The 12,606-nt window shown below is 70.4% G+C and carries 10 protein-coding genes; 8 read left to right on the forward strand and 2 right to left on the reverse strand.

Translation table 11 applies throughout. The annotated features are described in order from the left end of the window. Window positions 1–242 precede the first annotated feature (242 nt). The 6 genes from RDV84_RS09125 (at window position 243) to RDV84_RS09150 (ending at window position 9,958) form a co-directional block, all read left to right on the forward strand. Window positions 243–2,678, forward strand: coding sequence for a S8 family serine peptidase (locus RDV84_RS09125; RefSeq protein WP_309153148.1), 2,436 nt, complete (start codon window positions 243–245; stop codon window positions 2,676–2,678). A gap of 624 nt (window positions 2,679–3,302) precedes the next feature. Continuing rightward, window positions 3,303–4,667, forward strand: coding sequence for a hypothetical protein (locus tag RDV84_RS09130; protein WP_231783896.1), 1,365 nt, complete (start codon window positions 3,303–3,305; stop codon window positions 4,665–4,667). A gap of 12 nt (window positions 4,668–4,679) precedes the next feature. Continuing rightward, a complete protein-coding gene (locus tag RDV84_RS09135; protein ID WP_078996927.1) occupies window positions 4,680–5,183 on the forward strand; it encodes a hypothetical protein in 504 nt (167 codons plus the stop codon). Beyond that, window positions 5,180–7,150 (forward strand): GMC family oxidoreductase, encoded by a 1,971-nt coding sequence (locus tag RDV84_RS09140; RefSeq protein ID WP_309153149.1) that lies wholly within the window; start codon window positions 5,180–5,182, stop codon window positions 7,148–7,150. The genes RDV84_RS09135 and RDV84_RS09140 overlap by 4 nt, the downstream gene beginning before the upstream one ends. Before the next feature lie 16 nt (window positions 7,151–7,166). Further along, window positions 7,167–7,352, forward strand: a complete 186-nt coding sequence (locus RDV84_RS09145) for a hypothetical protein (RefSeq protein ID WP_138885396.1) — start codon at window positions 7,167–7,169, stop codon at window positions 7,350–7,352. Window positions 7,353–7,384: 32 nt separating this feature from the next. Then, window positions 7,385–9,958 carry a S8 family serine peptidase gene (locus RDV84_RS09150; protein WP_309153150.1) on the forward strand — a complete coding sequence of 858 codons (2,574 nt, stop codon included), beginning with the start codon at window positions 7,385–7,387 and terminating at the stop codon, window positions 9,956–9,958. A 59-nt stretch (window positions 9,959–10,017) separates the two neighbouring features. Here RDV84_RS09150 and RDV84_RS09155 read toward each other — a convergent pair whose 3' ends face one another. Beyond that, window positions 10,018–10,974 carry a helix-turn-helix transcriptional regulator gene (locus RDV84_RS09155; RefSeq protein ID WP_057949344.1) on the reverse strand — a complete coding sequence of 319 codons (957 nt, stop codon included), beginning with the start codon at window positions 10,972–10,974 and terminating at the stop codon, window positions 10,018–10,020. Window positions 10,975–11,080: 106 nt separating this feature from the next. Between RDV84_RS09155 and RDV84_RS09160 the strand changes: the two genes are divergently transcribed. Beyond that, complete coding sequence (locus RDV84_RS09160) at window positions 11,081–11,488, forward strand: GFA family protein (RefSeq protein ID WP_078996925.1); 408 nt, start codon at window positions 11,081–11,083, stop codon at window positions 11,486–11,488. 184 nt (window positions 11,489–11,672) lie between these two features. Here RDV84_RS09160 and RDV84_RS09165 read toward each other — a convergent pair whose 3' ends face one another. Continuing rightward, window positions 11,673–11,888 carry a hypothetical protein gene (locus RDV84_RS09165; protein ID WP_057949342.1) on the reverse strand — a complete coding sequence of 72 codons (216 nt, stop codon included), beginning with the start codon at window positions 11,886–11,888 and terminating at the stop codon, window positions 11,673–11,675. Window positions 11,889–12,170: 282 nt separating this feature from the next. Between RDV84_RS09165 and RDV84_RS09170 the strand changes: the two genes are divergently transcribed. After that, window positions 12,171–12,590 carry a GFA family protein gene (locus RDV84_RS09170; RefSeq protein WP_309153151.1) on the forward strand — a complete coding sequence of 140 codons (420 nt, stop codon included), beginning with the start codon at window positions 12,171–12,173 and terminating at the stop codon, window positions 12,588–12,590. The last annotated feature ends 16 nt before the right edge of the window (window positions 12,591–12,606 follow it).

Consider the following 12,606-nt stretch of genomic DNA (forward strand, 5'->3'; position numbering starts at 1 on the left):
CGATTTCATGGCGATTCGTTCTTAGCGAAGTTCCACCCGTGAGTGGGGGGATTTCGCATGACGCGCGTTTGACTAAGGGAGCGCGCAACAAAGCCACGGAAAGCCGAAGTTTCAGGCGCTCGAACTCCACCTACATCCTTTCTTTCGCAGGCGCGCGGCCCTGAGGCCGGACGCTGCGAGGCGGACGGCTGCGCGCGGATGCAAGGCGCGGGCGTTCGTCCCATCGAACTCGGGAACGGTCCATGAAGAAGCTTTCTCCGAACAAGTTCGCCGTGCTCGGCCTGGCCGCGGCCTGCGCCTCGGTGCTGGTGTGGTCGCGCCAGGCGCCCGCGCCGCAGGCCTCGTCGCAGGCGCCGGTGGCGGGCGATTCGAGCCGCGCGTTGGCCGCGGCGCCGCCGTCCGCGGCCGCCAGCCTGCGTCCGGTCGCCTATGCCGCGCCGACGCCGCGCAACCCCGCGCAGGCCAAGCTCGGCGGCGGCCAGTTGCTCGAAGCGGTGCAGTCCTTCGCCGCCAGTCCGGCCGCGCGCAGCGCCGGTGCGGGCGCGGGCGGTCCCGCCTCGGGCAGCGCCGCGCGCAGCGCCGCGACCGCGGCGGCGCAGATCGCCGCGCTGGAGCGCGCCGGCATCCCCGGGCGCTGGCGCGAGGGCGAGAAGGTCAAGGTCAGCGTCGGCCTGGCGCTGAGCTTCGACGAACTGCAGAACCCCAGCCTGCTCGAACGCGCCAGCCACGCGCTGCGCGACACCTTGCTCGCCCAGGGCGTGCAGGCCGCCGCGATCAACGGCTCGCCCGCGCTGGAAGCGCTGGTGCCGCTGGACAAGCTGGAATGGGTCGCGGGCCTGAGCGAGGTCGCGACGGTGGGCCTGAAGGCGATCGCCGAGCCGGTCGCCTACACCGAAGGCGCGAACGCCAGCGCGCTCGATACGCTGCGCGCGTTCGGCAACTCGGCGGTGGTCGCGCAGGCGCTGCGCCGCGAACTGCGCGGCGATGGCCTGACCATCGCGATCATGGACCAGTTCGGCGACAACAACGGCCAGGTCGCGGCGCTGCAGGCCGGCGACAACTGGCCGGCGGCGGCGCGCCTGACCAAGATCGCCAGCCCGGCCGGCGCGTTCGGCTACACGGGCGAGTCGCACGGCAACGCGGTGACCGAGATCGTCTACGACATCGCGCCGAACGCCAGCTTCCGCGCCTACGACGTCTCCGGCAGCGACGCGGCCTGGGTGTCGGGCGTGCAGAACGCGGCCAACCTCAACGCCCAGAACGTGCCGCAGGGCGAGCCGCGCGCGCAGGTGATCACCGCCTCGCTGGGCTTCAACTATCCGTTCTCGCCGGGCGACGGCAGCACCAGCAACAGCGAGTTCAAGGGGCTGTACGACGCCATCGCCGCCGCCGCGGCCAACGGCGCGATCGTGCTCAACGCCGCCGGCAACCACGGCCAGCATTACTGGGACGGCGACAGCACCGCCGGCGCCGGCGCCAACGTCTATCAGAACTTCGGCGCCGCCAACCTCAATCCCGACGGCACCGCCCGGCCGTCCAACGTGATGGTGTTGCTGCCGACCGCCGGCGTGCTGGGCCAGCCCGCGGCGCAGGCGCAGTGCACGCCGGTGGGGTTAAGCGAACCGAGCGCGTCAACCTGGTCGCTGTTCGCCGCCATGGGTTGGAACGACTGGCAGAGCGCGACCAACGCCACCGACGCCGACTACCGACTGGAGCTGGTGCGCTGGCGCGACGCGGTGACCCAGCGCGTGTTCGATTGGTCGACCTGGACCTGGATCAACCCGACGCCGGCCGGTTGGGTGCAGGTGGCCTCGTCGGACGCCGCGCAGAACGGCGGCGCCGGCCAGCGCCCGATCGAACTGGTCAACTACAAGCCGCCGCAGGCCGACTCGACCGCGCTGTGCAACAACGCGTTCGCGGGCGCGCCGAACATCCGCGGCGGCATCTTCGGCGTGCGCATCCTGCGCAAGACCGCCGGCGCGGCCAACTTCCTGCGCATCATGGGCAGCAAGGCGATCGATCCGGAGTTCCGCTCCAACGAACGCTCGCTGTTGCCGCCGTCGGATTCGGCCAGCGCGATCACGGTGGCGGCGATCAACGCCGCGACTTCGGCGCTGGAGGCCTACAGCTCGCGCGGCCCGGTGCTCGCCGCCGGCGGCGCGCGTCCGGCCGGACAGGCCGCGGGCAACGCCAAGCCCGACCTGGCCAGCTTCGCGGTGGTCAGCACCGAGTCCAGCGCCGGCTTCAACGGCACCTCGGCGGCGGCGCCGCACGCCGCGGCGCTGGCCTTGCTCGGCCTGCAGCACCAGCGCCAGCTCACCGACGCGACCGTGCCCGCGGCGTTGCCGGCCAACGCCACCGCGGCGCAGAAGGCGCAGCGCGAGACCGAACTGCGCCAGCGCCGCGTCGACCTCGCCGACCTGACCTACGACTCGCTGGTCAGGGTCGCCGCCACCGGCGGCAACGACCTCGGCGCGGCCGGCTTCGACAGCAGCTTCGGCAACGGCCGGCTCAAGTTCCACGCCCAGTCGGCGGCCTGCCTGCTGGCGTCGACCTACGACGCCCGCTACCGCGCCTTGCTGCCGGTGCAGGCGCAGGGCCAGAAGAGCTACGACACGCTGGCGCAGGAGAACAGCGTGGCCTGCGCGGCGGCAGCGGCGGCGGCCGTCGCGCGCTGAGCACCGCAGCGGCGCGGACCCGTGCCGGGGCCGCGCCGTAGGGTCGGCGGCCCGCATCGTGCGCATGCGGCGCGGGTCGCACCCGGGGCGCCGGACTTCGGTCCGGCGCTTTTTTCGTTCGGCGTGGAGGTGGCGTCGGGCCGCGCATGAGCGGCCACGCCGAATCCGCGAGTCGGCGTCGCGAACCTCGCGCGCTCCCGCCTGGTCCGGACGGGCATCGCCGACGCTGCGGCGAGCGCGCTCGCGCCGCGTCGATCCGCGCCTGTCCGCGCAAATCCGCGCTGCGACGCAACAGCGCTCACTCATGCTCACATCGGCGCCGCCGCCGCCGAGGCGCGGGCCGCATCGCCCCACAGGTTCATACGCAATCGCGTCCACGCCGAGGACAAACGCGCCGGACGAGTTCGCGCTTGCGCGCCGCGCGCGGCTTTTGCTTGGCGCATCGCACTTTCGTCCGGCGCGCGCGGCTAGCGTGCGTTCCCGACGCGAAGCAGCCCGCGCTATGCCAGCCAGCCGACGTCGCCACGACCGCGCAGCGCGCGCGGCCGCGCGCACTGGCCCGGGCCGTCTCGCCGCGAAGCGGAAGCCTCCGCTTCGCTCATCGAGGAGCCAGGGGACCAGGACATGCCGCAGACCTTCCATACCTTCGCCGCCGGCGCGCGCGCGCCGGCGCTGCCGCTGCTGGCGGCGGCGCTGACGCTCGCGCTGGCCGCCTGCGGCGACGGCAACGTCAAGCCCGAAGCCGCCGCCCAGGCCACTGCGCAACAGCGGTGGAACGACGGGCCGCCGCCGCCGCCGCTGAGCCCGACCATTCCGCAGGACGTCAGCGTGCCGCAGGCCAACCCCGACCTGCAGGACCTGCAGGACGATTTCGACCTGCTGTCGTGGCAGTCCTTCGTCGCGGTGAACTGGCCGGCCGGGCCCGACGGCAATCCGAACACCGGCGCGACCATCGGCCCGGACGTGCCGACGGTGTGGGAGAACTGGAAGGAAAGCCGCGAGATCTTCCTGCCCGGCGGCGCGACTCCACCGCCGTGGGGCCAGGACACCCCGCCGCCGGCGGTGTGCAAGGGCCTGGGCGATGCGACCTTGCGCCTGACCCAGGTCGGCAAGACCCCCAACGTGCTCGACGAAAGCGGCGAGCCGTTCGAGACCGGCCCGTTGATCGACCAGAACGGCCAGTACGTGCGCTTCGCGATCCTGACCAACCGCGACATGTTCGACAACATCGTCGCCAACGGCCTGTACAGCACGGCCGGGCAGAAGAAGTTCGGCAAGCCCGCGAACTTCGCCCTGCCCAAGGGCTCGCCCAAGGTCGGCGCGATCATGATCAAGTCGGCGTGGAAGGTGCTCGGCGCCAACGACAACGCCGCCCGCTTCCACACCGCCAAGGCGCTGGTCTACACCAATCCCGACGAGAACGAGGGCGTGCAGGCGGCGTGCAAGCTGCAGACGATGGGCCTGGTCGGCCTGCACATCGCGCACAAGACCCAGAGCGCGCCGCAGTGGGTGTGGTCGACCTTCGAGCACGTGGACAACGTGCCCACCCAGGGCGAGCCGATCGACAAGCCGCGCTACAACTTCTTCGACAAGAACTGCACGACCTGCCAGGTCAACCAGCCGCCGCCGCGGCCGTGGAATCCCAACAACCCGCACACCGTGCCGACCCAGGTCATGCGCGAGATTCCGCTGACCGACTCGACCAAGCGGCTCAACGCGACCTACCAGGCGCTGTTGCAGAAGAACTATCCGGGCACGGTCTGGGCCAACTACGAGCTGATCAGCACGCAGTGGCCGACCAAGGCCAACAACCCGATCGACCCGACCGGCAATCCCGCGCCGAGCTTCCTCGCCAACGCCACCTTGGAAACCTACATCCAGGGCCGGGTGCCGCAGGCCTCGTCGAGCTGCATGGCCTGCCACAACAACGCGACCATGAACAACCAACTGCCTTCGGATTTCACCTACCTGCTGCAGCGCGCGCAATAAGGGGACAGCGACATGGTGTTCGACTACATGGATTACTTCGTCAGCATGAGCGTCGGCCTGACCGGCTTCGCCAGCGAGGCGATCGCGCCGGAAATCGATCCGGTCGGAATCAAGGCCGTCTACCTGCAGGCGTTCGACGAGAAACTGCCCGGCGGCATGGCCGAGCAGATCCTGCAGCGCTACAAGGCGCTGTTCGATGCGGCCGGCGGCAAGCCGGGCAACGAGGAGCAACTCGTCGGCCAGATGCTCGCCGGCAGCGGCACCTCGCCCGCGCAGATATTGGCGATGCGGCAACTGATCTTCCTGTGGTACGCCGGCGCCTGGCCGACCGTGCAGTACGACAACAGCCCCTCGCGCGGGCAGACCTTCAGCAGTGTGATCTCCGCCGAGAGCTACACCCAGGGCCTGGTGTGGCGGGTGATGCAATCGCATCCGATGGGCAGCTCGACCTACAACTACGGTTACTGGGCCGCAGACCCGCCGCCGCTGTCGGCCTATCTGGAGAATCCGGTATGAGCATCGTCACCCCTCCCGGCGGCTTCGACGTGGTGATCGTGGGCTCGGGCATCTCCGGCTCGATCATCGCCTACCAGCTCGGCAAGGCCGGCAAGAAAGTGCTGATCCTCGAAGGCGGGCCGCCGGTGCCCAAGAGCCGCGAGGACTACATGCAGACCTTCTTCACCGCCGACGCCAAGACCCCGGAGTCGCCGTACCCGCCGACCACCCAGGGCGCGAGCGGTACCGACAACCCGCTCGGCCAGCCCGACCCGGCCACGCTCAACACGCCGCGCTACACGGTGCTGCAGATCAATGCCTGGCAGGACCCGAAGCAGTGCTATTTCGTCTACGGGCCGCAGGCGGCGACCTCGGCCAGCGACCCGCAGATGACCTTCGCCTTCGGCAGTTCCTACGAACGCGTCGCGGGCGGAACCACCTGGCATTGGCTGGGTACCTCGCTGATGCACCTGCCCAACGATTTCCAGCTCAAGACCAAGTACGGCCAGGGCGTGGACTGGCCCGGAGGCGCGAACTTCTACACCCAGCTGCTGCCGTACTATCGCGCCGCGACCGAAGTGATCGGCGTGTCCAGCGACCGCGATCCGATGGTCGACCTGTACAAGACCTTCAACGTGCAGCCCAACGGCGTGTACGGGCCGGACTACGATTTCCCGATGCCGGGCATCGTGCCTTCGACCAACGACGCGCTGTACCAGCAGAACGTGACCGCGCTGAAGATCGACGGCATCCCGCTGTTCGTGACGCCGACGCCGCAGGGGCGCAACTCGCGTCCGGGCAAGCGCCGCCAGTGCGCCGGCAACACCAACTGCATCCCGATCTGCCCGATCCAGGCCAAATACGACGGCACCGTGACCCTGGCCCAGGCGTTGCAGACCGGCAACGTGCAGATCCAGTACCAGAGCGTGGCCAGCAACATCCGCCTGAAGGGCAACCAGGTCAGCGGCATCGATTACCTCAGCTACGACACCCAGACCGGGCCGTCGACCGGCGGCGGCACCGCGGTGGGCAAGCGCTACGTGCTGGCCGCGCACGCGATCGAGACGCCCAAGCTGTTGCTGATGTCCAAAGGCAACCCCGGTTATCCCAACGGCGTGGCCAACAGCTCCGACCAGGTCGGGCGCAACCTCATGGACCACGTGATGTACCTGGCCTGGGGCCTGGCCAAGAAACCGGTGTATGCCTATCGCGGGCCGCTGGCGACGTCCGGCATCGAGGCCGCGCGCGACGGCGCGTTCCGCAGCCAGCGCGCGGCCTACCGCATCGAGATCGGCAACGAGGGCTGGAACTGGGCGGCCAACGATCCCAACACCACGCTCGCGGATTTCGTGTTCGGGCAGAACAACAGCCAGCTCAACGGCGACTCGGTCAACGCGCAGGGAACCGCGCTGCGGTTCGACCCGACTTTGCCGGCGTACAGCCAGCTGTTCGGTTCCAAGCTGGCGACGACGCTCAACAACGTCTACATCCGGCAATTGCGCCTGGGCTACCTGATCGAGCAGGTGCCCGATCCCGACAACCGGGTGACCTTGTCGAGCCAGTACAAGGACCACCTCGGCCTGCCGCGGCCGCAGGTGACCTACCGCATCCGCGAGGACTACGTGCGCAACGCCTTCGTTTCGGCCAAGCAGGCATCGACGCAGATCTTCAAGGCGCTGGGCGCGACCGAGTACACCCGCGAACCGCAGAACGCGCAGCTCAGCGGGCCCAAGGCCTCGGCCACGACCTTCCGCTACCAGGGGCAGAACTTCATCTTCTACGGCGCCGGCCACATCATCGGCACCTACCGCATGGGCAGCAGCCCCAGCGATTCGGTGCTCAACGCGCGCCAACAATCCTGGGACCACGACAATCTGTACATGGTCGGCAGCGGCGTGTTCCCGACCACCGCGACCGCTAACCCGACCCTGACCATCGCCGCGCTGGCGCTGCAGGCGGCGGACAACCTGCTGCACGATCTGGGCTGAGAGGCGAAGGTTGCGAATGACGACGGCGCCCGGCGACGGGCGCCGTCGGCGTTTGCGCGACGGCCCCGATGCCGATGCCGCGACCGCCAGTGTCGGCGTTTTCGCGGTTGCGTCGTCGCGGCGCATTGCGCCGCTCGAGGGCGATTGTCGCGATGAATCAGACGAGTATCAGTGGGGAAATGCGATGTCGTTCGCGTTTTAATCCTTGAACTCGTCGGCAATCGGTCGCTGCCGATGGGTTCGCACTCCAGGGCCGGCCATCTCGCGGCCGGCATCGTTCCGACGGCGTCCGCGGTGCGCGGCGTCGCCCCTGCCGGATACTTATCGATGAAACCTCTCCCTACTGCGCGCCTGTGCGCGCTGGCCGCGGCGTGCGCGTGCGCTTTGTGGCTTGCTTCGCCGCTATCGCCCTTATCGGCGCCATCGCCGCATGCCGACGCGTCGCCGTCTTCGCCGTCGGTCCATGCCCGACCGTCGCCCGCGCACCACGCGCTTGCGCACGGGTTCTCCCGCGCGGCCGTGTTCCCGGGCGAAGCCGCGCCCGAACCGCGCAACGCGGCCCAGGCCAAGCTCGGTCGCGGGCAACTGCTGCACGCGTTGCAATGGTTCGAGCAGCGCCGTCGCGGCTCGGGCGCGCGCGCCGCCGACGCCGCGCTGCAGATCGCCGCGCTCGACCGGGTCGGGCTGCCGCCGTCGCATCGCGACGGCGAGAACGTCATGGTCGGCATCGACTTGGCGTTGCGGTACGACGCCGTCGTCGAGCCGGTCGCGCTCGCCCGCGCGAGCGCGGCGCTGCAGCGGCGCCTCGACGCCGCAGGCTTGCGCGCATACGCCGTCCCGGGCTCGCCGGCGCTGCTGGCGGCGGTGCCGTTGGCGCGGTTGGAATGGCTGGCCGGCCTGGACGCGGTGGCCGCGATCCGGTTGGCGCCGCAGGCCAACGCCGCCACCGTCAGCGCAGGCGTCGCGGCGAGCGGCGCCGAACTCCTGCGCGGGTTCGGCGAGGCCGAGCGCATTCCCGAAGCGGTGCGCCGCCGGCTCGACGGCGCCGGCCTGACCGTCGCGGTGATCGACAGTTTCGGCCGGTCGCGGGCGGCCTCGTTGCGCGAGGCCGGAGAATGGCCGGCGGCGGCGGATACGGTGGAAATTCCGGCCAACGGGCGCATCTTCGGCCATGCCGAGTCCTCGCACGGCAATTCGGTGACCGAGATCGTCTACGACTTCGCGCCGGGCGCGAAGTACCGCTTGTACGACGTCGGCGACCTGAACGACGAAGACGCGCCGTTCTCGTTGATCAACTGGACCCGCGCGATCCAGGACGCGGCCAATCTGGATGCGAACAACCAGCGCCTCGGGCCGCCGCGCGCGCAAGTGATCAACACCTCGTTGGGCGAGATCGGCAGCGCGCCCGGCGACGGCACCGGGGGCGCCGGCGAGGCGCAGGGCCTGTACCAGGCCATCGACGCGGCGCGCGCCAACGGCGTGGTGATGATCGTCGCGGCGGGCAATTCCGCTCATTCCTATTGGGACGGGCAGGCCACCGCGGGCGCGGCCGCTCCGGTGGCGCAGGACTTCGACCCGGACGACGGCGGCGCGGCGCCGGTAGAGGTCAATGTGCTGCGCCTGAGTCCGCTGCTGCGCAGCGATGACGACGCGGAACTCGCCAACTGCGTTCCGTTCTATGCCGACCCGGAGCTCGGCGCCCTGCATCTATTCCAACTGAGCCTGACCTGGAGCGATTGGCCAACGCGCTGGAGCAACGCCGCCAGCGATTACCGTCTGCAGCTGGTGCGCTGGACCGATGGCAGGAACGATCGACGCGACGGCGAGCGCATCGTCGCGCAGCCGGCGGGTTGGACGGTGGTGGCGCAAGCCGACGCCCCGCAGGACGGCAGGCCGGGCGCGCTGCCGACCGAACGCCTGTCCTACGCCGCGTCGGCGGCCGACCACACCCGGCGCTGCGACGCGGTGGTGGCGAATGCGCCCCCCGGAAGCGTTTCCGGCGCCGGCATCTTCGGCGTGCGGATCGTGCGCAAGACGCCGTCGGCCGGGCATTTCCTGCGCCTGTTCCTCAGTACGGTGCACGAACTGGAGCATGGGGTCATGGCGCGATCGCTGGACTCGCCGGCCGACTCGCCGCAAGTGTTGACGGTGGGAGCGACGTCGATGATCGATTTCATCGACGCCAGCTACAGCTCGCGCGGACCGGTGCTCGGTCCGGGCGGCGTCCTGCCCGTGGCGCCGTCGTCCGCGCCCAAGCCCGACCTGACCAGCTACACCATGGTCGCCACGCGCGGCGGCTACATGGACGGCACCTCCGCCGCCGCGCCGCACGCGGCCGGACTGGCGGCGCTGGCGCTGCAGCATCACCGGCAAGTGGCCATGATCGAAGCGCGCAAGGCGGCGCAGCGGCCGGCGGCGACACTGGGTTGGCACGCGGCGCTGGCGGAAACCAGCCTGACCGGCGTCATGCGCCCGGACGCGACGCCGTCGCAACGCCAGGCCCTGGCTCAGGTGCAACTGGACCGGCGCCTGGCCCTGGCCGACGCGACCGAACGCACTCTCAAGGCGGTGGCCGGCGCGCGCGGAAACCGCATGAGCGCGGAGCCCGTCGACAACGTCCACGGCTATGGATTGCTGCGGTTCGACGACCGTTCGCCGTCGTGCTTCTTCGCCCAGATGTACGCCGCCGATGCGAACGCGCGCGCGTGGCTGGTGCCGCAGTACCTGCAATACGCGCCGCTGCCGCCGGGCGAAGCCGCCTACGACGAGTTGCACGCGACCTATCTGGCCGATTGCGCCGGCGATTGAGGCCGCGTCCTGGCCGGGCCTGCGGGCCCGGCCTCCCGCGCGCTCGGGCAGCCGCGGCCTCAGCCGGCCTGCGCGTCGAGTCCGCGCAACAGCCGCTGCGCCACCTCGCGCAGCTGCGCCACCCGCTCGGCGCCGTCGATCAACTCGAACTCGACCCCGGTCAGCGCCAGCAGCGCCAGGATTTCCTCGGCGCTGTCGCCGCGCACGTGCAGCAGGCTGTTGCCCTCGTCGATGTGCTCGAGCACGCCGCACCACGGCGGCAAGGTCGGGGCGAGGGCCTCGGCGCTGCCGCGCAGGCGCACGCGCAGGCCTTCGCCGGTCATCACCTGGCTGATCGAGCGCTGCACGTAGGCGGCCACGTCCTCGGGGAACTTGCGCGGCACGAAGCCGCCGCCGCAGCGCAGGCCGCGGATGCGGTCGGCGCGGAACAGCCGCCAGTCGTCGCGGCTGCGGTCCCAGGCCAGCAGGTACCAGCGCCGGCCGCTGTTGACCAGGCGCAGCGGTTCGATGGTGCGTTGGCTGGCGCGGCCGCCGCGGTCGTTGTAGTCCAGTTCCAGCAGGCGATGGTCGCGGCAGGCGCCGGCCAGTTCGGTCAGGGTGTCGACATCGGGACTTTCCTGATTCTGGCCCAGGCTCAGGGTCACCGAGTACAGCGCGCCGACCCGGCGCCGCAGCCGCGCCGGCAGCAGCTGGTCGAGCTTGCCGAGCAGGCCGACCGCGGTGTCCTCGATCCGCGCCACGCTGCTGGCGGCGCTGCGCAGCGCCACCACCATCGCCACCGCCTCGTCGTCGTCGAGCAGCAGCGGCGGCAGGCTGGCGCCGGCGGCGAGCCGGTAGCCGCCGCCGACCCCGGCCGAGGCCTGCACCGGATAGCCCAGTTCGCGCAGCCGGTCGACGTCGCGGCGCACCGTGCGCGCGTCCACCTCCAGGCGTTCGCACAGCTCCGCCCCGGTCCAGTGGCGGCGCGATTGCAGCAGCGACAGCAGTCGCAGCAGGCGGGTCGAGGTCTTGAGCATGGGCCCAGTGTAAAACCCATTGAGGACATATCCTGTCCTCAAAGCGGGGTACTCTGGCTGCGAACCGGGCAACCGCCCCGCCACCACCCGAACCGGAGCCACCGCCATGACCGTCCAGACCTACCAGGCCAGCTGCCACTGCGGTGCGATCCGTTACGAAGTCGACCTCGACCTGGACGCCGGCACCTCGCGCTGCAATTGCTCGATCTGCGGCAAGCTGCGCAAGTGGGGCGCGATCGTGAAGCCCGACGCGTTCCGCCTGCTCGAAGGCGACGTGGCGCAGATGGGCGACTACCAGTTCGGCACCTTCAGCGGCCACCACCGCTTCTGCAAGCAGTGCGGCATCCACGCCTTCGGCGAAGGCGAACTGGAAGTGCTGGGCGGCAAGTACTACGCGATCAACGTGGCCTGCCTGGACGTGGACCACGCCGTCCTCGCCGCCGCGCCGGTGCGGTTCATGGACGGCCTGCACAACAACTGGTTCGAAGTGCCGGCGATGACCTCGCACATGTAAACCGCGCCGCACCCGCATGGCCTGCCTGTAGCAGCGGCGCAAGCCGCGACCGCGAACCCGCGACGACGACGAACCCCGCCGCCCCGCGAAAACGCGCGAGCGCTACCGGCGCCGAAACGGAAAAGCGCCTTGTCGCGACCGACAAGGCGCCCAGGACGATCCGAAGCCTTCGATCCAGATCCGATCACGGATAGATCAGCGGGCACTGGTAATAGCAGTGGTCGATGTTGATCAGCCGGCATTCGTCGCCGCCGCCCGCCGCCTGGCACCGCTCGATCTCGATCTGCTGGCAGTTGGAGACGCAGGCCAGGTCGTAGTCCTGGCCGGCGAACGCGGCAGCGGCGAAGCTCAGTCCGAACGCGAAGGTGCACAGCGCTGCCAGTTGCGTCTTTCGGGCCATGTTCCCACTCCTTGGATGCCCGGGATCGGGCGCGCCGAGCTTAGCAACCGCGTTGCGCGCCGCCGCCGCGCCGGCCGGCTTCAGCCGATGGATGGCGGCGCAGGTCCGGCGCATTGCGACACCGCTCCCGATCCGGACGATCGTGCGCTTGGCGCGCGGCGGCGTTTGCGCTGCACTGCCGAAGGATCGTCCGCATCGCCCGTGCGCGGCGGCGGGCGAATCCAGGACCGAACCCGCCCGCAGGCGCCGGCCATGCTTGTCGCCCTTCCCTCGGAGTCCGGCATGAGCGAGCACACCCCATACAGCGGCACCTTCCACGGCGGTTGCCACTGCGGCGCGGTTCGCTTCCGCGCGCAAGTCGATCCCGCCCAGGGCAGCGTGCGTTGCAACTGTTCGCTGTGCGCGCGCATACGGCGTTGGGCCGCGATCCTGGCGCCGTCGGCGTTCGAACTGCTCGAAGGCGAGGACGCCTTGGCCGACTATCGCTTCGGCCGCGGCGTGGCGCGGCACCGGTTCTGCCGGCACTGCGGCGTGCACGTGTTCGCCCAGAACCACGTCGAGGAACTCGGCGGCGACTACGTGTCGTTGAGCCTTGCCTGCCTCGACGTCGCCCCGCAATGGCTGGCGGCGGTGCCGGTGGCCTACCTCAACGGGCGCGACGAGGATTGGGAGCGGCCGCCGGCGGTAACGGCGCATATGTAAGCGGCGGGGTTCGTCG

It is taken from the genome of Lysobacter yananisis (assembly GCF_031199375.1).
Taxonomy (GTDB): domain Bacteria; phylum Pseudomonadota; class Gammaproteobacteria; order Xanthomonadales; family Xanthomonadaceae; genus Lysobacter; species Lysobacter yananisis.